At 61.0% G+C, this 19,475-nt stretch carries 16 protein-coding genes and 1 pseudogene; 8 read left to right on the forward strand and 9 right to left on the reverse strand.

The features are described from left to right. The 3 genes from bamA to E8E78_RS09000 form a co-directional block, all read left to right on the forward strand. On the forward strand, window positions 1–2,277 hold a 2,277-nt coding region (gene bamA, locus E8E78_RS08990), incomplete at its 5' end, for an outer membrane protein assembly factor BamA (RefSeq protein ID WP_280313932.1). 251 nt (window positions 2,278–2,528) lie between these two features. Continuing rightward, a complete protein-coding gene (locus tag E8E78_RS08995) occupies window positions 2,529–2,912 on the forward strand; it encodes a hypothetical protein (protein ID WP_049273205.1) in 384 nt (127 codons plus the stop codon). 14 nt (window positions 2,913–2,926) lie between these two features. Next, entirely contained in the window at window positions 2,927–3,892 is a 966-nt protein-coding gene (locus E8E78_RS09000; protein ID WP_016499834.1) for an endonuclease, read from the forward strand. A gap of 126 nt (window positions 3,893–4,018) precedes the next feature. Here E8E78_RS09000 and E8E78_RS09005 read toward each other — a convergent pair whose 3' ends face one another. The 9 genes from E8E78_RS09005 to E8E78_RS09045 all read right to left on the reverse strand — a co-directional run bounded on the left by E8E78_RS09005 (window position 4,019) and on the right by E8E78_RS09045 (window position 14,508). Further along, the gene (locus tag E8E78_RS09005) at window positions 4,019–4,993 is read right to left on the reverse strand and encodes a D-glycerate dehydrogenase (protein WP_236198278.1); all 975 of its coding nucleotides are present in this window, start codon (window positions 4,991–4,993) and stop codon (window positions 4,019–4,021) included. A 10-nt stretch (window positions 4,994–5,003) separates the two neighbouring features. Then, window positions 5,004–6,296, reverse strand: coding sequence for an MFS transporter (locus E8E78_RS09010; protein ID WP_280313928.1), 1,293 nt, complete (start codon window positions 6,294–6,296; stop codon window positions 5,004–5,006). Between the two features lie 59 nt (window positions 6,297–6,355). Continuing rightward, entirely contained in the window at window positions 6,356–7,306 is a 951-nt protein-coding gene (locus tag E8E78_RS09015) for a sugar kinase (RefSeq protein ID WP_236198277.1), read from the reverse strand. Beyond that, a complete protein-coding gene (locus tag E8E78_RS09020; RefSeq protein ID WP_016499838.1) occupies window positions 7,299–8,078 on the reverse strand; it encodes an epimerase KguE in 780 nt (259 codons plus the stop codon). The genes E8E78_RS09015 and E8E78_RS09020 overlap by 8 nt, the downstream gene beginning before the upstream one ends. 66 nt (window positions 8,079–8,144) lie before the next feature. After that, complete coding sequence (ptxS, locus tag E8E78_RS09025; protein WP_049276474.1) at window positions 8,145–9,164, reverse strand: transcriptional regulator PtxS; 1,020 nt, start codon at window positions 9,162–9,164, stop codon at window positions 8,145–8,147. A gap of 264 nt (window positions 9,165–9,428) precedes the next feature. Beyond that, on the reverse strand, window positions 9,429–10,676 hold the full coding sequence (locus E8E78_RS09030) for a cytochrome c (protein ID WP_049276475.1): 1,248 nt from the start codon (window positions 10,674–10,676) through the stop codon (window positions 9,429–9,431). Window positions 10,677–10,688: 12 nt separating this feature from the next. Next, on the reverse strand, window positions 10,689–12,473 hold the full coding sequence (locus tag E8E78_RS09035; protein WP_280313924.1) for a GMC family oxidoreductase: 1,785 nt from the start codon (window positions 12,471–12,473) through the stop codon (window positions 10,689–10,691). 3 nt (window positions 12,474–12,476) lie between these two features. After that, on the reverse strand, window positions 12,477–13,223 hold the full coding sequence (locus tag E8E78_RS09040) for a gluconate 2-dehydrogenase subunit 3 family protein (RefSeq protein WP_049276478.1): 747 nt from the start codon (window positions 13,221–13,223) through the stop codon (window positions 12,477–12,479). Between the two features lie 424 nt (window positions 13,224–13,647). Continuing rightward, window positions 13,648–14,508, reverse strand: coding sequence for a LysR family transcriptional regulator (locus E8E78_RS09045; RefSeq protein ID WP_049276479.1), 861 nt, complete (start codon window positions 14,506–14,508; stop codon window positions 13,648–13,650). Window positions 14,509–14,599: 91 nt separating this feature from the next. On the opposite strand from E8E78_RS09045, the gene E8E78_RS09050 reads away from it, so the two are divergent. The 5 genes and pseudogenes from E8E78_RS09050 to tssI all read left to right on the forward strand — a co-directional run. After that, a complete protein-coding gene (locus E8E78_RS09050; protein ID WP_049276480.1) occupies window positions 14,600–15,013 on the forward strand; it encodes a VOC family protein in 414 nt (137 codons plus the stop codon). Window positions 15,014–15,045: 32 nt separating this feature from the next. Further along, the gene (locus tag E8E78_RS09055) at window positions 15,046–16,335 is read left to right on the forward strand and encodes a cation:dicarboxylase symporter family transporter (RefSeq protein WP_232862204.1); all 1,290 of its coding nucleotides are present in this window, start codon (window positions 15,046–15,048) and stop codon (window positions 16,333–16,335) included. A gap of 327 nt (window positions 16,336–16,662) precedes the next feature. Continuing rightward, window positions 16,663–16,765, forward strand: a pseudogene (locus tag E8E78_RS29080) (PAP2 family protein); the annotation flags it as partial. A gap of 297 nt (window positions 16,766–17,062) precedes the next feature. Then, window positions 17,063–17,911, forward strand: coding sequence for a type IVB secretion system protein IcmH/DotU (gene icmH, locus E8E78_RS09060; protein WP_280337102.1), 849 nt, complete (start codon window positions 17,063–17,065; stop codon window positions 17,909–17,911). A 13-nt stretch (window positions 17,912–17,924) separates the two neighbouring features. After that, window positions 17,925–19,475 (forward strand): type VI secretion system tip protein TssI/VgrG (gene tssI / locus E8E78_RS09065; RefSeq protein WP_049274892.1); only part of this gene is annotated, 1,551 nt, incomplete at its 3' end.

The following is a 19,475-nucleotide window of genomic DNA, read 5'->3' on the forward strand; positions in this document are numbered from 1 at the left end:
GTCAACGGCCTGCAGCGGGTTTCCGCTGGCAGTGTCTTCGGTGCCTTGCCGCTGAACGTCGGCGATCAGGCCGATGACCGCCGCCTGGTGGACTCGACCCGTTCCCTGTTCAAGACCGGGTTCTTCCAGGACATCCAGCTGAACCGCGATGGCAATGTGCTGATCATCAACGTGGTCGAGCGCCCGTCGGTGTCGAGCATCGAGATCGAAGGCAACAAGGCGATCAGCACCGAAGACCTGATGAAGGGCCTGAAACAATCGGGCCTGGCCGAAGGCGAGATCTTCCAGCGTGCCACCCTTGAAGGTGTGCGTAACGAACTGCAGCGCCAGTACGTGGCCCAGGGCCGCTATTCGGCCGAGGTCGACGCCGAAGTCGTGCCGCAGCCGCGCAACCGCGTGGCGCTGAAGATCAAGATCAACGAAGGCACCGTCGCTGCCATCCAGCACATCAACATCGTTGGCAACAACGTGTTCGATGATGACACCCTGGGCCAGCTGTTCGAGCTGAAGACCACCAACTGGCTGTCGTTCTTCAAGAACGACGACAAGTATGCCCGCGAAAAACTGTCCGGTGACCTGGAGCGCCTGCGCTCCTACTACCTGGACCGCGGCTACATCAACATGGACATCGCCTCCACCCAGGTGTCCATCACGCCAGACAAGAAACACGTCTACATCACCGTCAACATCAACGAAGGCGAGAAGTACACCGTTCGCGACGTGAAGCTGTCCGGTGACCTGAAAGTGCCGGAAGACCAGGTCAAGTCGCTGCTGCTGGTGCAGCCGGGCCAGGTGTTCTCGCGCAAGGTGATGACCACCACCTCCGAGCTGATCACCCGTCGTCTGGGCAACGAAGGCTACACCTTCGCCAACGTCAACGGCGTGCCACAGCCGAACGACCAGGACCACACGGTCGACATCATGTTCGTGGTCGACCCGGGCAAGCGTGCCTACGTCAACCGCATCAACTACCGCGGCAACACCAAGACCGAAGACGAAGTGCTGCGTCGCGAAATGCGCCAGATGGAAGGCGGCTGGGCTTCGACCTACCTGATCGACCAGTCCAAGACCCGCCTGGAGCGCCTGGGCTTCTTCAAGGAAGTCAACGTCGAGACCCCGCAGGTAGCCGGCACTGACGACCAGGTCGACGTCAACTACAGCGTCGAAGAGCAAGCCTCCGGCTCGATCACCGCCAGCGTGGGTTTCGCCCAGAGCGCCGGCCTGATCCTCGGTGGTTCGATCAGCCAGAGCAACTTCCTGGGTACCGGTAACAAGGTGTCCATCGGACTGACTCGCAGCGAATACCAGACCAAGTACAACTTCGGCTTCGTGGACCCCTACTTCACCGCCGACGGTGTCAGCCTGGGCTACAACCTGTTCTACAACACCACCGACTACAGCGACTACTACGACGATGGCGTTTCGTACTATGCGATCAACAGCTACGGCGCCGGGGTCAGCTTTGGCTACCCGATCAACGAAACCTCGCGCCTGACCTACGGCCTGACCCTGCAGCATGACGACATTTCGCCGGGTACCTACAGCGCCGACGAGATCTACGACTTCATCTCCCGTGAGGGCAAGAGTTTCAACAACCTCAAGGCGTCGATCGGCTGGTCCGAGTCCACGCTGAACAAAGGCGTGCTGGCCACACGTGGCCACTCGCAAAGCCTCACGCTGATGGCCACCACCCCTGGCAGCGACCTGTCGTTCTACAAGCTGGACTACAACGGCCAGACCTTCCTGCCGGTGACCAACAACACCTCGCTGCGCCTGCACACCAGCCTGGGCTATGGCAATGGCTACGGGTCCACCGACGGCTTGCCGTTCTATGAAAGCTACACTGCGGGGGGCCAGGGCTCGGTACGCGGGTTCAAGGACGGCACCCTCGGCCCGCGCAATACCCCGGCCACCGGCACCTACGCCAGCGCGGGCCAGGCTTACTATTCCGACCGTGACACGGATGTGCTGGGGGGCAACATTCTGGTGACCGGCGGTGCCGAATACCTCTTCCCGTTGCCGTTCGTGAAGGACCAGAGCCAGCTGCGCAGCTCTCTGTTCGTCGACGCCGGCAACGTTTATGCCGACACCTGCTACCTGTCGACCACCCAGGGCTGCGGCAGCGTCGACCTGGCACAGATGGCCGTGTCGCTCGGGGTGGGCGTGACCTGGTACAGCCCGATGGGGCCGCTGAGCTTCAGCCTGGCGGCGCCGTTGAAAAAGCCGGACAACGCCGAGACCCAGATCTTCCAGTTCTCGCTGGGGCAAACGTTCTGATACACCCGCCATGCATGGCCCCTGTAGGAGCGGCCTTGTGCCGCGATGGGCTGCGCAGCAGCCCCATAAGTTGTTGCCATGACGCTGTAATCCCGGGGCTGCTTCGCAGCCCATCGCGGCACAAGGCCGCTCCTACAGGGGCCGCGTAGGGCCTGTTTGAGTATTACCCGCTTTTACCCCCGCTTAACCCAAGTTGACAGTCACCTTGCCTAAGCTGGGCAACACTCGAACCCGCCCAGCAGGACACCCTCATGCCTCCGTTCACACCCTGTTTCCCCACATCACTGCGCCACGATGAAGTACCGGTCGCACTGCTCGACCTGGTCCAGCAACGCCTGGCCGGCCTGCTGGGCCCACGCTTTACCGTGGTGCTGGGCGGCAGTGGCAATGGCGCCGGGGTCAGTCATTACCACTTGGCAATACAGCACAACCAGAGCGGCGTTTCACTTGAGGACTATGGCGACGTCGGTGCCGGTTTCATCGAGCGGCTGCTGCGCATGGGCGCTCAGGTCAGGGATATGCTCGACTCAGCCACGTTCAACCGCATGGCCGGCGACGACCCGGGCCGACCGCTGGTATGGCTCAGCGAGCTGGCCAGCGACGGGGAAAGCATTACAATGCGCCCCCCAATCTGAAATATGTTTTTCCCATGAAATCACTGCTTTACGCCGTAACCTTAGTGTTTTCCTTCACCCTCCCTGCCTTGGCCAACCCGCCAGCCACGTTCACCGAGGCCAAGGTGGTGGCCAAGCAGAAGGTGTACCTGGACCAGGCCAGCAGTGCCATGGGCGACCTGTACTGCGGCTGCAAGTGGACCTGGGTGGGCAAGTCGGGTGGGCGCATCGATGCGGCTTCGTGCGGCTACCAGACCCGCAAGCAACAGAACCGCGCCGAGCGCACCGAGTGGGAACACATCGTGCCCGCCTACACCTTCGGCAACCAGCGCCAGTGCTGGAAGAACGGCGGCCGCGAGCACTGCGTGGACAACGACCCGGTGTTCCGCGCCATGGAAGCCGACCTGTTCAACCTCTACCCGGCCGTGGGCGAGGTCAACGGTGACCGCAGCAACTTCAACTACGGCATGGTCGCTGGCAATGCCGGCGAGTATGGCCAGTGCACCACCAAGGTCGACTTCGTCCAGCGCGCCGCCGAACCGCGCGATGAAGTCAAAGGCCTGGTAGCCCGTACCACGTTCTACATGTTCGACCGTTACCAACTGAGCATGTCGCGCCAGCAGCAACAGCTGCTGATGGCCTGGGACAAACAGCACCCGGTGTCGGCCTGGGAGAAAGAGCGCGACCGGCGCATTGCCGCGATCATGGGGCATGCCAACCCGTTCGTGAGCGGGGAGCGCAAGTGGACGGCTGACTACAAGCCGGTTGGCAGTGGCGTGGTGCAAGCGGTGCCGGTGAAAGCCGCCAAGGCAGAGGCCAAACCGAGCCTGGCCAGTGTCCAGTCAGTCGGGGCCGTGCTTGGCAACCGCAACAGCCACGTTTATCACCTGTCTGTAGGTTGCCCGGGCTTCAACCAGGTGGCCGCCAAGAACCAGGTTACCTTCGCTAACGAGGGTGAGGCGCAGGCAGCGGGCTATCGCAAGGCAGGTAACTGCCGATAGACCTGTATTGTCCGGGGGCTGCTGTGCAGCCCATCGCCGGCGAGCCAGCTCCCACAGGGACTGCGCAAGGCTCAGGCCTGTGGAAGCTGGCTCGCCGGCGATGGGCCGCATAGCGGCCCCTTGTTCTCACGTCCTGCATACCTCATTCACCAAATTCGCCGGCCGCTCGCCGGCCAGCGCGCTCAGCAGGTTGTCTACCGCGCAACGCGCCATGGCCTGCCGGGTTTCCTCGGTCGCCGAGCCGATATGCGGTGTCGCTACCACGTTATCGAGCTGCAACAGCGGCGAGTCTACTGATAGCGGCTCCTGCACAAACACATCCAGCCCCGCACCGCGTATGCGCCTGGCCCGCAACGCTTCGACCAGCGCCTGCTCATCCACCACGCGCCCGCGTGAGATGTTCACCAGGATCGCCTCAGGCTTCATCAACGCCAGCTCCCGTGCGCCGATCAGGCCTTCGGTGCTGGCGCTAAGCGGCACCGTCAGGCAAACGAAATCCGCCTGCTGCAACAACTCATCCAGGCTGCACTGGCGTGCCGCATGGCGCGCCTCCACCTCGGGCTTGGCGCGCTGGCTGTGGTACAGCACGCGCATGCCAAAGCCAGCTGCCGCGCGCCGGGCCAAGGCTTCGCCGATGCGGCCCATGCCAACGATGCCCAAGGTCTTGCCATGCACGTCACAGCCAAAATGCGCCGGCCCCAGGTTGGCCTGCCAATGGCCGTCACGCACCCAGTTCGCCAGCTCCACCACCCGCCTGGCTGTAGCCAGAATCAAGGCAAAGCCGGTGTCGGCAGTGGTTTCGGTGAGCACGTCAGGTGTGTTGGTCAGCATCACGCCACGCCGGCTGAGTTCGGCAACATCGTAGTTGTCCACGCCCACCGAAACGCTGGACACCACTTCCAGCTGAGGCGCCAGGTCCAGCAGGCTGGCATCCAGGCGCAGGCTGGCCCCCAGCAACCCGTGAGCCCCCGGCAACGCATCGCGCAGGCGGGCCAGGCCATCGGGCAGGGTGGTATCCACCCAGGTCACCTCAACGCGCTCTTGCAGGCGTGCCATCAAGTCGTCGGACAGGCGTTTGTACAGCACGATTCGCTTCTTCATTGCAGGTTTCCTATGGGTTCATGGCCAGCCGCGAGCTACCGCGCTTGGTCCGGCCAGACGTCTGGGATGTATTGAGTGCGGCGGTAAGTGCCACTGCGGTCAGCAGTGCGCCGCACATGAACAGGTAAGAGGCCCCTGGTCCACCGGTAGCGCCATTCAGGTAGCCCACCAGCCACGAGCCGCCGAACGAGCCCAGCGCGCCCATGCTGTTGATCAGCGCCATGGCCCCGCCTGCGACGTTGGCCGGCAGGATCTCGGGCACGATCGCGAAGAACGGGCCATAGGGTGCGTACATGCAGGCGCCGGCAACCACCAGCAACGCGTACGACAGCCAGAAATGCTCGCTGCCCAACGCGTACGAGCCATAGAACGCCACGGCGGCAATCAACAGTGGCGGCCAGACGAAGCGCTTGCGCTTTTGCAGGCGGTCGGACGCCCAGGACACACCCACCATCGCCAGCACCGCCGCCAGGTACGGCACCGAGGCCAGCCAGCCGGCCTGCACGATATCCACATTCGCGGCCTGCTTGAGAATCGACGGCAGCCACAGCACGAAACCGTACACGCCAATGCTCCAGCAGAAGTACTGCAGCGCCAGGATGATCACCTGCGGCGAGCGGAACGCCTCGCGGTAGTTCTTCACGGGCTTGATACCCTGTTGCTCGGCAGCCAGTGCCTGCGCCAGGGCCGCCTTCTCCTGATCGCTCAGCCACTTCACCTGGGCCGGGCGATCATCCACCAGGCGCCACCAGAAGAACGCCCAGATCACGGCAGGCAGGCCTTCGATGATAAACATCCAGCGCCAGTCGTAATGCTTGATCAGGTACCCCGAAACCACCGACATCCACAGGATGGTCACCGGGTTGCCGAGCATCAGGAAGGTATTGGCACGCGAGCGCTCGGCACGGGTGAACCAGTGGCACAGGTACACCAGCATGGCCGGCATGACGGCGGCCTCTACCACCCCGAGCAGAAAGCGGATACCGATCAGCATGTAGACGTTGCTGACCATGCCGGTGAGCGTGGCAAGGCCGCCCCACAGGATCAGGCAGACGAAGATCAGCTTCTTCACGCTGCGCTTTTCGGCGTAGATGGCGCCGGGCACCTGGAAGAAGAAGTAACCGAGAAAGAACAGCGCACCCAACAGCGAAGACAGCACGGGGGTGATGTGCAGGTCTTCGGCCATGCCGGAGGCGGCGGCGAAGCCGTAATTGGCGCGGTCCAGGTACGCCAGGCTGTAGGTGACGAACGCAATCGGGATGATGTACCACCAGCGGCGAGGTGCCAGGCTTTGGCTTTGCATGGTTTGGTTCTCCTGAGCTTGTTTTTTTTGTTGCAACAGGTGATTCGGGGTTGGCTGGCTCACGCGCTCCTGCGCAGGTCGTAGGCCTCCAGCTCGTGGCGCAACGGCAGCCCTTCCATGTCGCCGCGCGACTGCACGGCGCGGCTGCCGCACCAGTTGCCACGCGCCACTGCTGCGGGCACGGCGCGGCCCTCCAGCAACGCGCTGAGCACGCCGACGGCGAAGGCGTCACCCGCACCGACGGTGTCCACCACTCTGCTGACCGGCACGGGTGCTACCTGTCCTTCGCCCTTGGCGCTGCGGAAGTAGGCGCCGGCATCGCCCAGCTTGATCACCACCAGTTCCACCCCTTGGTCGAGGTAGAACGCGGCGATGTCCGCCGGGGTATGCTGGCCGGTCAGCAACCGCCCCTCTTCCAGGCCCGGTAGCACCCAGTCGGCCTTGGCCGCCAGGGCATTGGTTTCGCGCACCATGCTGTTTTGATCCGGCCACAGCGAGGGGCGCAGGTTGGGGTCGAACGATATGCTGCGCCCGGCTACGCGCATGGCGTCCACCAGCGCGTGGGACAGCGCACGGCAGCTGTCGGACAGCGCCAGCGGGATGCCGGTGGCGTGCAGGTGGCGAGCCTGAAGGCAGGCAGGGCTCAGCAGTGCGGGCGACAGCCTGCTGGCTGCCGAACCGCGGCGAAAGTACTCCACTGCCGGGTCGCTGCCATCATCGCAACGCGCCTTGAGCTGAAAACCCGTCGGGTAACTGGCATCCACCTCGACACCGGAACAGTCAAGGCCTTCGCGGCGCAAGCTTTCGAGCACAAAACGGCCGAGCGAGTCGTCGCCTACCCTGCTCAGCCAGCGCACCTTGAAGCCCAGGCGTGCCAAGCCGATGGCCACGTTGCTGTCCGCGCCGGCGATGCGTTTGCCGAACTGGCCGACACTGGCCAGGTCACCTGCTTGCTCGGCGACGAACATGGCCATGGTCTCGCCGAAGCACAGCACGTCATGCTCATGCATGGGCCACCTCCACCCTCGCGCCCAATGCAGCCAGGCTGCGTACCTGGGCACGGGTAACCGCCAGCAAGTCTTCGCCAACCAGGGGGTATTCGACGGCGCGCATCACGCCGGGGGCGAACTCGGTCATCAGCGCTGCCCACGCCTGCAGGTCCGCCGCTTGGGGCGGTATGGCAACCAGGCGACCATCGGCCCGGTGCTGCACCGCCTTGCAATGCACATAGCGCACCCAACGGCCCAGTTGCCGTGCGGCTTGCCGCGCAGGCTCGCCTTGCCACTGCCAGTTGCCGATGTCGAAGGTCATGCCCAGGCGCAGCCCAAGCGTGTCGGCACGCTGGAAGAACTGCAGCAGCGGTTCGATCCTGCCACCCTGTGCGGTTTGATCGTTTTCCACCAGCAGCAGCGGCCCATGCGCAGGCAGAAGCGCTGCCAGGGCGGTGACATCGCAGTGCGCATCGAAGTGCCCCAAGGAAACCTTCAGCGCTACAGCGCCAAGCGCCCGCGCAGTTTCCAGCTTATGGACCAGTAGCGGGTCAGGCACGCCTTGCGCGGTCCACAGTTCAAGAGGTGTCGAGTACAGGCACTCCAGGCGCAGTGCGGCGATGACCGCACCGAGTGCAGCCGCGTCCGGTGCACTGGCGAACAACTCTTCGCGCAATTCCACTCGGCTGACGCCAGCGGCCGCCAGCATGTCCAGGAACTGCTCCTGTCCACGCTGCCGCACAAAGTCGGCACCGTAGCTTGAGAGGCTGATGGAAACGGGGTTCGGGTGCATTGTTTTTATCCTTATGAAACCGGTTTCATTTTTAGTCGGCAGTAGCAGGCGCAGGCCTGCCGTTGCTTACTGGGGTTGGGTTGAACCGCGGATGATCAGGCTGGCCTTGAAGTCGATGCGCCGGGCTGCCCCGCTGTCGCCGCGCAGGCGACCGAGCAGGCTTTCGAATGCCGCCACACCGATACGCTCGGTGGGTTGGGCCAGTGCAGTGATGCCTTTGCCGACCAAGGGGTACCAGTCGAGGTCGTCGAGGGCGATCAGCCCGACATCGGCGAACAGGTTGCACCCGGCCTCGTGCAGGGCCCTGGTCACCGCCAAGGTGGCAACGCCGTTGAAGGTGAAGATGGCTTGCAGGCCATGGCCGCGGCTGGCAAGAAACCTAGCCAGTTGGCCCTGCAGCCCGGCGCTGATTTCCAGCACCTGCTGGCGCATGCCGGGCCGGCGGCTGACCGACCCGCCGAATGCCTGCACCCGCTCCAGGCGTGAGCTGGTGCCATCGAGGGGTTCGCTGACCGCCAGGATGTCGCGGTAGCCCTGGGCCTGCAGATGGTCGAGGGCCTGCTCGACCGCATCGGCATTGTCCAGCCCTACCAGGTCGACATTCAGCTCGGGCAATTGGCGGTCCACCAGCACCATCGGAATGTCACGCTGCAGGTTGAGCAATTCGCCGGGGTGATGGCCGAGCGTGTTCACGATCAAACCTTCGACGTTGTAGCTCTGCAGCGCCACCAGGTGGTGGCGCTCCTGCTCGTCGTCGCGGTTGGTGTTGCACACCACCAGGCTGTAACCGTGCTGACGGCAGGCGGTTTCCACGCCATGCATCACTGCCACTGAATAGGGGTTTAGAATATCGGCCACCAGCATGCCGATCAGTCGCGTCTGGCCACGCTTGAGGCCGCGGGCCATCTGGTTGGGGCGGTAGCCGAGGCGTTCGATGACATCTGCCAGGCGCTTGGCCGTGGCTTCGGCCAGCAATTGGCGATCGCCACCGATGTAACGGGAGACGGTGGCTTTGGAAACGCCAGCGACACGCGCTACTTCGCTGATGGTGACCCGTTCGCGGGGATGGGCAGGCGCGTCGGTCATGGGCTGTCCTTATGATTATTGTGATAGCGATGAAACCGGTTTCAATACAGCAAAACTACCGCAGTTCGTCAACCTGCCGTTGGTCGGCAATGTTGAAAACAACATGATATTCAAGATTAGATAATCAAATTAAATGATTGATGCGAATACCCTTTCAACCAAAAAAATGTGGGAGCGGGTTCACCCGCGAATGCGTCTGTAGCTTCGACATCGCATTCGCGGGTAAACCCGCCCCCACAGTGGATCAGTGTGCAGCTGAAGAGGTCAGCGAAGCGACTTCACATCACCCGCCGTAACGGCGCTGCCCTGGTTACCCCAGCTGCTTCTGATGAAGTTCACCACCTCGGCAACCTCCTGGTCACTCAGGCGCCAGCCGAATGCCGGCATGGTGAAGTTCGACGGCGCGGTGTGCGTCGCCGGCACCGTGCCCCCCGCCAGCACCACGTGAATCAGCGACGTGGCATCTGCGGTCTGTACCACCGGGTTGCCAGCCAACGCGGGGAACACGCGGGTGTAGCCTTGGCCATCGGTACGGTGGCAGGCCGCGCAGTTGTCGATGTACACCGCCGCTCCGGGTTTGCTGTCATCACCCTTCCACAGCGCATCCGCCACCTGCTTGTCGTAGACGTGCGGCTGGTCATTCGGGTTACTCGGCGGCAGGGTCTTCAGATAACGGGCGATAGCGGTAAGGTCGGCGTCACTCATGTGCTGCATGCTGTGTTCGACCACATCGCTCATGCCGCCGAACACCGCGCTGCGATCGCTACGCCCGGTCTTCAGAAACTGCACCAGCTGCGCTTCACTCCAGCTGCCCAGGCCGTCCTTGTGATCGCCACGCAGGTTTTTCGCGATCCAGCCTTCCAGCGGTGCGCTGCCAGCCAGGAACTGCTCGCCCTCTGCAGGGCTCAGCGCCTTTTCCTGCATGGTCAGCGCCCGCGGCGTATGGCAGGCGCCACAATGCCCAAGGCCCTCGACCAGGTACGCGCCACGGTTCACCACCGGGTCGGCTGCCGCCGATGCCTGCCAGGGCTTGGCCTCTGGCGCAAACAGACCACGCCAGATTGCCAGCGGCCAACGCATGCTCAGCGGCCAGGGAATGTCAGTGGCCTGGTTCGCCTGCTCGACCGGCTGCACACCTTTCATGAAGTAGGCGTACAGCGCCTGCATGTCCTGCTCGCTGACCCGCGCATACGACGGGTATGGCATGGCCGGGTACAAGGTGCTGCCATCCTTGCCAATGCCCTTGCGTACCGCCTGGTCGAAGTCTTCGAAGCTGTAATTGCCGATGCCGCTGGCCGCCGGGGTGATGTTGGTGGAGTACACCGTGCCGATTGGCGTTTCCATTGGCAGGCCGCCGGCAAAGGCCTTGCCGCCCTTGGCAGTGTGGCAGGCCACACAATCACCGGCGCGGGCCAGGTACTCGCCCTGGCGCACCTGCGCATCGTCATTCGCCACGGCCTGTAAGGCCGTAGTGGCACCGATCAGCAGGGTTGCGATCAACATTGTCTTCATGCTCATCGCTCCTCAGGCCTGGACCAGCGGGCCGGGGTTTTTCAGGTACTGCTCGCGGATCGCGCGTGCCGACCAATAAGTCAACGCGGCCAGCAGCCCGGTCGGGTTGTAACCCAGCCCCTGCGGGAACGCCGAAGCCCCCGGCACGAACACGTTATGCACGTCCCAGCTTTGCAGGTAGCGGTTCAGTGCACTGGTCTTGGGATCGGTGCCCATGATCGCACCGCCGTTCAGGTGGGTAGTCTGGTAGCTGGCGGTGTTGAAGTGGTCCTTGACCTGCTTGCCCAGCACGGCAATGGCCTTGGGGTTCATCGCCTGAGCGATCTTGCTCAGCTTGTCTACCATGAACTGGTTCATCTTGATGTCGTTTTCCTGCCAGTCGAAGGTCATGCGCAATAGCGGCTGGCCGTAGGCGTCGCGGTAGGTGGGGTCCAGGTCCAGGTAATTGGCACGGTAGGACTGGTGGGCGCCGTGGGCGTCCATCGACACCTGGTGGGTGTAGTAGTCGGCCGTGGCTTTCTTCCAGGCACTGCCCCAGGCCGGCGTACCCGGCGGGTTGGAGGTGCCGGCAATCGGCCGGCTGCCGGCCTGGTTCACCCACATCGGCGAGCCGCCGACAAAGCCGTGGGGGCCATGGTCGAAGTTGTCGGCATTGAAATCGTCGATGGCAATGCCGTTGCCGCCCGCGCCGATGAAGTTGTTGGTGTAGGTGTTCTTGTCGAAGAATGCCTTGACCGTGCCCATGTTCTGGTAGGCGAAGTTACGCCCGACCACACCTTCGTTCTTGACTGGGTCGTAGGGCTTGCCGATGCCGGAAAGCAGCATCAGGCGCACGTTGTTGAACTGGAACGCCGCCAGGATCACCAGCTCCGCCGGCTGCTCCACCTCGCGCCCCTGCGCATCGATGTAGGTCACGCCTGTGGCCTTGCGCTTGCTGTCGTCCAGGTTTACCCGCAGCACATGGGCATTGGGCCGCAACTCGAAGTTGGGCACCTGGCGCAGCGCCGGCAGAATATTCACGTTGGGCGAGGCCTTGGAGTACATGTAGCACACGTAGCCGCTGCAGAAACCACAGAAGTTGCACGGCCCCATCTGCGCCCCGTAGGGGTTAGTGTAAGGCCCGGAGGTGTTCGCCGATGGCAGGTTGTAGGGTTTGTAGCCCAGGCTGGTGGCGGCTTTTTCGAACAGCCTGGCCGACACCACGTTCTTCTGCGCAGGCAGCGGGAACGGGTTGGAACGGTCCGGCGCGTAGGGGTTGCCGCCCTTCCCTTCACCCACCACCAGGCCGTTGACGGTCCAGGCCTGGCCTGAGGTGCCGAAGACCTTTTCGGCAAAGTCGAAATACGGTTCCAGCTCTTCGTAACTGACGCCGAAGTCCTGGATGGTCATGCCCTCAGGGATGAACTTGCGCCCGTAGCGCTCTTCGTAATGGCTGCGCAGACGCAACTCGACCGGGTCGACCCGGAAGTGCACGCCCGACCAGTGCAGGCCTGCGCCGCCAACGCCCTTGCCCGGCAGGAAGGCACCGAGCTGGCGATTGGGCAGTGCCACGTCCTTCACGCTGTGGCGGATAGTGACGGTTTCTTTCGACACATCCACGAACAGCTTCTTGCGCACGCTGTAAGTCAGCTCATCGATCACTTGCGGGTAGCTGCCTTCCGGGTAGGTATCCTGCATCGGCCCCCGCTCCAGGGCTACCACATGCAGCCCGGCCTCGGTCAGTTCCTTGGCCATGATCGCGCCAGCCCAGCCGAAGCCGACGATAACCGCATCCACTTTGTTCAACACAGTCGCCATGCCTCAGGCCCTCTCGCCGCGGATCGATACAGCCGGGAACGGGTAAGGCTCGTTACGCTCGACCCAGTCCATGAAGTCGGCGCGGGCACCGGGGAAGCCAATCTGGGTCCAGCCGACCATGCCTTTGTTGCCGCCATGAATCGGGTCGCAGAAGAACCCCTCACGGGTGTTCTGCACCAACAGGCTGAAGAACACCTTCGCCGGGACGGTGTCGAACACCAGCTCTCCTGCCTCGACCTTGCTGAGAATACGGTCTCGGGTAGCGCTATCTTGCGCGGCAAAAACTTGCCCGCCGTTGGCTTTGCACCAGCCGTCCACGGCGGCGATGCCCAGGCGATAGATTTGTTGCGGGCTGAGCTGCAACTGGTAGCCCAGCTCGGGCGCGGCGTCGGCGTTGAACGGGCCTTGCATGTACCACTGCGCGCCAGTCGCGTAGGGGGTGTTCATCTGGCGGTCGATGAACTCGGCGGCGCCGGCTTCGAGTGCGCCGGGGCCAAGCTCATCAGCCGGGATGATGCGCGATACCGCAGCTTGTACAAACGCCCACTCTTCGGCGCTGAAGAACGTCGGTTGATAGTTGCCCGCTGGCGGCGTGGCCGGTACGTTCGGTTGCTGATGCGGTTGGGGGGCCGCAAGCAGCTGGCTGGCGCCTACGCCAAGCCCTGTGCTGGCCACGGTAACCACGGGGATCAGGGTCAAGGTCTTGCGCAGAAAATCCCTGCGCGGGTTGTCTGGAGCATGCTCAGGCATTGCGAATCCTCATCGGCTGTGCGGCGGCCTTGATAAGCGCCATCTGATTTTCTATGGGAGGTGATCTTGATAGGCCATCAAGAAGACAGCCGAATAATCTAGCGCGTTCAGAAATGTTTTGAAACCGGTTTCATGCTTGACAATAACCCGCTGAGCCGCCCCGACACTGCCGGCCAGTCAAGGCCTTTTCCATCTGTCTCACTCTCATCGGATATACCGCTACCTAAAAGACGCGTCATCGGGGCCGGTCAATACACGGTAAATCGGCAGGCCATCGGGTGGTTGGGTCATGTATTCGGTACTTGGGGTAGTAGGTGTGTCTTCCAAAAATACCGTTTTCTGACGGGGCACGGCTGGATGGTTCCATGAGGTCTTTACGACATCTCTTCAAACAAAACCTAAGATGTTTAGGCTGATCAACACCCTAAACGGCGGTGAGAAGCTCCCGAAGGCGCTGAAGGGCTGGCAAGTTACGATTTGACTCACTATAAGCCAGTACGATGTTTCGGCTGTAACGGGAATCCTGACTTACGGGGATATAGTGAGAACTGAACGACCCTATCGTGAGCCACTGAGGTACCAGTGACACCCCCTGCCCACAGGACACCAGCAAATCAATGGCTTCCAGTGAATCGATATCGCAAGCCACCCTTACATCAATGTCACGATCATCAAGGTAACGTTGAGCCAATGACCCGCCCCATGAGTTGACATCGTAGCGTATGAAGGCCTGAGATTGCATGGCGGATGAAACTGCTTCTGCAGTGACCGGCGTACTGCTTAGCAGCCCAAGCGGCTCGGAGCGGAGCAAATATAACCTTAAAGACTTAGGTAGCTTGAACGGTGGCTCAACGAGAATGGCCGCGTCCAGATCGCCGCCGACAAGTTTATCGTACAGGAGCCTTGAATCGCCTGGGGTAATCTTCAGCTTCACGTCAGGTGCGCATACCGAAAACTGCTCGATGGCTGACGGTATGATCCCCGTTAACGCAGTGGATATAGCGCCAAGACTAAGGTCCCCTCGCAAGCCATCCAGTTGCAAATCGAATTTCAACTCATTGGCTTGTAGTATGATGTCACGAATTTTTTGTATCACTGCAATCAGCCTCTGGTTGGGCCTTATCGAATGGGCATCTCGATTGAAAAGCTCGCACTCCAGTTCTTTTTCGAGGCTTTGAATTCGCAAGCTGATGGCCGTCGATGACACACTCGACTTTTTTGCAGCACTCGCGATTGACCCATGGTCAATGACAGATATCACGGCCTCAAGCGTTCTGATGTCCATACCGATTCCTTATGCTCAGACCAAGCGTTGGTGGGTGTACATGAATCGCGCGTTCTGAAAAGCTTTCCTCCCCCTGCTGAGGAGAGTCGCCATGTTTAATCCTTTCCATATCGCCTACCATGTTACCAGCCTTGAAGAATCCCGAAAATTCTATAAAGAATACTTGGGATGTATCGAGGGGCGAAGTACTGACAGCTGGGTAGATTTTGACTTTTTCGGGCATCAGATCTCCCTTCATCTTGGTGAACCATTCAAGACTACCCGTACAGGCAAAGTGGGCCAGCACATGGTGCTGATGCCCCATATTGGAGTAGTGCTGCCGCTTGATCGCTGGCTAGAGCTTGCTCAGCGGTTAGAGGCCAAAGGCATCGTGTTTGAGATCCCCCCAGTCATTCGGTTCAGAGGGGAGCCCGGGGAGCAATGTACGATGTTCTTCCTTGACCCGAGTGGCAATCCAATTGAAGTCAAAGGCTTTAGGAATTTTCCCGCCGTCTTCGCTTCTTGATACATCTAAATAAAAACAAGAGACCCAACACCATGGCTGCGAAAAAAAAGATCAGCTTGATCACCCAGATTGCAATCGGCTTGTTTTCAGGGGTTATTGTCGGGCTACTGCTCAACTACTTTCCCGATCAAAAAGGCTGGTTGGTAGCGCAGGTCCTTCAACCGGCGGGCGATGCCTTCATCAAGCTGATGAAAATGATCATCGTCCCGCTGGTTTTCTCCTGTATGGTAGTGGGGATTGCTGGGTCTGGGGGCCGTTCTCTCGGGCGAGTGGGAACAAAGGCCTTGGTCTACTTCTTTTCTGTTACCGGCGTGGCAATTGTTTTCGGATTATTAGTGGGTAATATTTTCCAGCCTGGCGTTGGTGCTGACTTTTCCAGCGCAGTCACCTCCACGGTGCAAGCCCCTATGCAGGCTGCTTCCCAAGGGTTAGGCAATGTACTCCTGGGGATTATCCCTGATAACATCATCGCGGCAATGGCTGAAGCCAAGCTACTTTCCGTACTGTTTTTTGCGATAATTTTTGGGGTTGCACTTTCTAATCTGGAACCGCAGAAGCGACTTCCCTTGGTGGGTGCATTACAAGCCGTTGCCGACACCATGTTCAAAGTAACGCACATGGTGATGGCGTATTCTCCGATCGGTATTTTTGCCCTGATTGCAGTAACAGTATCCAGCTTTGGTATTCACGCCCTGCTGCCGCTGGCGAAGCTGATCGGCGTGACATACCTGGCGGTTATAGTCTTTGCTATCGTGGTGCTCGGCTTCATTGCAAAGCTGGTCGGCGAAAATATTTTTGAAATCATCAAGGCTTTCAAGGATGAATTATTGCTGGCATTCAGTAGCGCCAGCTCCGCGACGGTCATGCCTCAACTGATGGCGAAGAGCGAAGTGAGAGGCGTGCCACGCAACATCACCACGCTTGTCATACCGCTGGGATATTCGTTCAACCTTGATGGTGCCTCTTTGTTTGCAGGGTTAGGGACACTGTTTATTGCCCAGGTTTATAATATTGAGCTCGCCCTGGCAGACCAGATCATGCTTGTTTTCATCATGGTCCTAACCTCCAAGGGCGCGGCGGGCGTTCCGGGGTTCATGTTTGTCATCCTCACTGCCACGCTCACCGCCGCCGGGTTGCCGTTAGAGGGTGTTGCCTTGATCGCGGGCGTGTACAGGCTAATGGATATGCCGGTTACTGCACTGAATGTGCTAGGCAACGCGCTGGCCCCCTTGGTAGTGGCAAAATGGGAAAGTCGATCCCTGAACCGTGATGAATCTGTGAAAGGTGATGCTGAAACTAGAGCACTCCCTCAAGAACAGTGATTCGATCAGTATCGCTGCGTTTTGCGAAGCACGAGGAAGCGCAGTAGTCAGTCGATCAATTTCACTGGACGAAATGGAGGACAGGGTAAATGCCATGCTCTTCCATTTCCGGGTGGTGCGTGAAAGCCTTACCTGAATATCGATCCGGATGCCATCGCCCAGCATTTATTCGTAGCTACGATGGTAGAGCTTAGGGTAGACCCACGCCCAGTATACGTTACTCCTCATTCGCATACAGCCTCCAGCAACCAAGGTTTGGAGCAAGGCAGGTGATGGCCGGGTGACCGCGCCTCCAGCGGGTCTTTGGTATATGGACCTATCTACGCGCTGCAGAGCTGGCACTATATGTCCCATACGTTCTGGGCCTGGATCTGTGCCTGGCTTACGACCTGGGCAACTACATGGTTCTTCATATATACGCGTCGCGTTGGCACCTGAAAACAGCCTTGCACTACTGGCCGCTGCTGTGCCGTGGCCCTCGTATCAGAAGCACCAGCAGCCACACAAAACAACCGCGACATATATCAAAGCACCGACACGTTCCCTGCGAATAATATTTTAAAAATAAACTGGAGCGAAAGTTCCTACAGCTCTTTAGGAAACTTCAATCTCCCATAGAAAATGATTCCTCGTTAGTCTTCAGGCTTTCGCAAATTGCTTGCGCCCGATCACATGGGAAGTCTGCGGCCATTGCGTGAGTTGCCCTGCTAATTGACGAGGATTAAGGATGTCCAGACTGTCCGATGGCACTGACAAACCGGTGCCGGTCAAGAAAAAACCAGTCCTGCTTGAGGATATCGAGGAAACCCAAAGGTCTCGTACCGGCGCTGATCCTCAACTCGCAACGGATCTATCCGGTTACCCCGCCGACCCGGAGTTCCAGCTGCGGGGCGGCTTCGCAAACCTGATGCTCGACGCGGCAAGCCCGCTGTTCGGGCTGGTCATTCGCCTGCGCACCCTGGATGACCTACCCAACCTCGCCTACGTGCACAAGACCGTGCAAAACCAGGTCAGCAACATCCGCGAAGAAATCCAGCAGCACGGGTACCCCATCGTGCACCAGGAAGTCTATTCCTATGCCCTGTGCCTGTACCTGGACGAGGCCGTGATGAGCCGACCGTGGGGCAACAATTCGTGCTGGAGCCACCAGCCGCTGCTCAGCATCTTCCACGACGAAACCCAGGGCGGCGAAAAGATCTTCGTGCTGCTCGAGCGGGTCATGCAGGCGCCCAGGGAATTCCAGGATGTACTGGAGTTCCTGTACTACTGCTTCTGCCTGGGCCTCAGGGGCAAGCACGCCCTGGACCCCAAGTGCGAAGACATCATCAAAGCCTTGATCTCGCGCATGCACACGGTCATCCGCGAACTGCGTGGCCCTACGCCGCAAGAGGTGTGCGCCCCCTACAGCAACGTCGTTCATTGCCCCCACCGCCCGCGACGCTGGGAGTGGCCCTGGTGGAGCCCGCTGGTGATCTCCGCCGTCGCCATGGTCTGCGCTTACAGCTACTACAGCTACCGCCTCGACCTGCTCACTGCCGAAGTCCTGGAATCGCTCAACGCGATTCTGCAGCAGTAGCAGGGGCCGCCATATGCCTAGCCAATCCGATTTGCGCTTTACCTTCCAGCCGCTGGCTGGCCGGAGTGAGTTCGAAGTGGTGTCGTTCGAACTGGACGAAGCCATCAGCATGCCGTTCCAGCTGAAGCTGGAACTGGTCAGTTTCGAAGACGATGTCGACTTTGGCCAGTTGCTCGACAAGCCGGTGCTGTTCACGATCTGGCGCGGCGAGCGCCCGCTGCGTTACGTGCACGGCCTGGTCAGCACCTTCAGCCAGGGTGAAACAGGCTTGCATCGCACCCGTTACCGCGCCCTGGTCGAACCCGTGCTGGCCCGCGCCGGGCTGCGCTCGAACTGGCGCATCTTCCAGCAGAAAACCGTGCCACAGATTCTCGAGATCATGCTCAAGCGCCAGGGCATCACCGGCTACGAGCTGAGAAGCATCGACAAGCACGAGGTGCGCGAGTTCTGCGTGCAGGCCGGTGAAACCGACCTCGACTTCATCGCCCGCCTGGCCGCCGAAGAGGGTTTTGTCTACCGCTTCGAGCACACGCCAAAACTGCACAAGCTGCTGATCACCGACCGGCTGCTGGGGCTGGGGCAGATCAGCCAGGGCGCCATCAAGGGCGATGACGAGGACGAAGTTTTCTTTGACGACGACACCGACCCCAACCAGGTGCTGTACCACGCCAACAGTGGCGGCAACCAGGCCAGGCCGTGCCTGCGCCGCCTGCGTTACAGCGAGCAGGTACGTACCGCGCGCCAGGTGCAGCGCGACTACACCTTCACCCACCCGGCCTACCGCCAGGAGCAACGTGCCGACGGCAGCGACCTGAAGCACCAGTCCACCACGTACGAGCGCTTCGACTACCCCGGCCGCTACAAGCGCGGGGCGGTCGGCGCCCCCTTCACCGCCACCCGCATCACAGCCTGGCGCCATGACGCCCGCATGGCCGAGGTGGAAGGCGACGATGTACGCCTGCAGCCGGGGCTGAGCTTCACCCTGATCGAGCACCCGCGCGAAGACCTGAACAGGCACTGGCGGGTAACCCGCGTGCACCACGAAGGCACCCAGTTCACCAGCCTGCAGGAAGAGGCTGCGGGTGCCCGGCAAGGCACCCGCTACACGCAGGCAGCCGTGCTGGTGCCCGGCAGAACCGAATGGCGCCCGGCGCCGTTGCCCAAACCGCGCATCGACGGCCCGCAGATGGCGACGGTGGTGGGGCCCAAGGGCGAGGAGATCTACTGCGACCAATGGGGCCGGGTGAAGGTCAGCTTCCCCTGGGACCGGGAAAGCCAGGACAACGAGTTCAGCTCCTGCTGGGTACGCGTGTCGCAAGGCTGGGCCGGCGGCAGCTGGGGTTCGATGGCCATTCCGCGCATAGGCCAGGACGTGATCATCCAGTACGTCGACGCCGACCCGGACCAGCCGATGATCACCGGGCGCACCTACTGTGGCAATCAGCTGCCGCCGTATGACCTGCCAAAGCACAAGACGCGGATGACCATCAAGAGCCAGACCCATAAGGGCGATGGCTTTAACGAACTGCGTTTCGAGGATGAACTGGGCAAGGAGGAAGTGTTC

Origin of the sequence: Pseudomonas sp. BN505 (genome assembly GCF_029873175.1) — a bacterium.
Classification (GTDB): Bacteria; Pseudomonadota; Gammaproteobacteria; order Pseudomonadales; family Pseudomonadaceae; genus Aquipseudomonas; species Aquipseudomonas putida.

Excerpts from the sequence above, each read along its gene's own strand:
- E8E78_RS08995 (WP_049273205.1), top strand. The coding sequence starts at position 2,529 with ATGCCTCCGTTCACACCCTGTTTCCCCACATCACTGCGCCACGATGAA.
- E8E78_RS09000 (WP_016499834.1), top strand. The coding sequence starts at position 2,927 with ATGAAATCACTGCTTTACGCCGTAACCTTAGTGTTTTCCTTCACCCTC.
- E8E78_RS09005 (WP_236198278.1), bottom strand. The coding sequence starts at position 4,993 with ATGAAGAAGCGAATCGTGCTGTACAAACGCCTGTCCGACGACTTGATG.
- E8E78_RS09010 (WP_280313928.1), bottom strand. The coding sequence starts at position 6,296 with ATGCAAAGCCAAAGCCTGGCACCTCGCCGCTGGTGGTACATCATCCCG.
- E8E78_RS09015 (WP_236198277.1), bottom strand. The coding sequence starts at position 7,306 with ATGCATGAGCATGACGTGCTGTGCTTCGGCGAGACCATGGCCATGTTC.
- E8E78_RS09020 (WP_016499838.1), bottom strand. The coding sequence starts at position 8,078 with ATGCACCCGAACCCCGTTTCCATCAGCCTCTCAAGCTACGGTGCCGAC.
- ptxS (WP_049276474.1), bottom strand. The coding sequence starts at position 9,164 with ATGACCGACGCGCCTGCCCATCCCCGCGAACGGGTCACCATCAGCGAA.
- E8E78_RS09030 (WP_049276475.1), bottom strand. The coding sequence starts at position 10,676 with ATGAAGACAATGTTGATCGCAACCCTGCTGATCGGTGCCACTACGGCC.
- E8E78_RS09035 (WP_280313924.1), bottom strand. The coding sequence starts at position 12,473 with ATGGCGACTGTGTTGAACAAAGTGGATGCGGTTATCGTCGGCTTCGGC.
- E8E78_RS09040 (WP_049276478.1), bottom strand. The coding sequence starts at position 13,223 with ATGCCTGAGCATGCTCCAGACAACCCGCGCAGGGATTTTCTGCGCAAG.
- E8E78_RS09045 (WP_049276479.1), bottom strand. The coding sequence starts at position 14,508 with ATGGACATCAGAACGCTTGAGGCCGTGATATCTGTCATTGACCATGGG.
- E8E78_RS09050 (WP_049276480.1), top strand. The coding sequence starts at position 14,600 with ATGTTTAATCCTTTCCATATCGCCTACCATGTTACCAGCCTTGAAGAA.
- E8E78_RS09055 (WP_232862204.1), top strand. The coding sequence starts at position 15,046 with ATGGCTGCGAAAAAAAAGATCAGCTTGATCACCCAGATTGCAATCGGC.
- icmH (WP_280337102.1), top strand. The coding sequence starts at position 17,063 with ATGTCCAGACTGTCCGATGGCACTGACAAACCGGTGCCGGTCAAGAAA.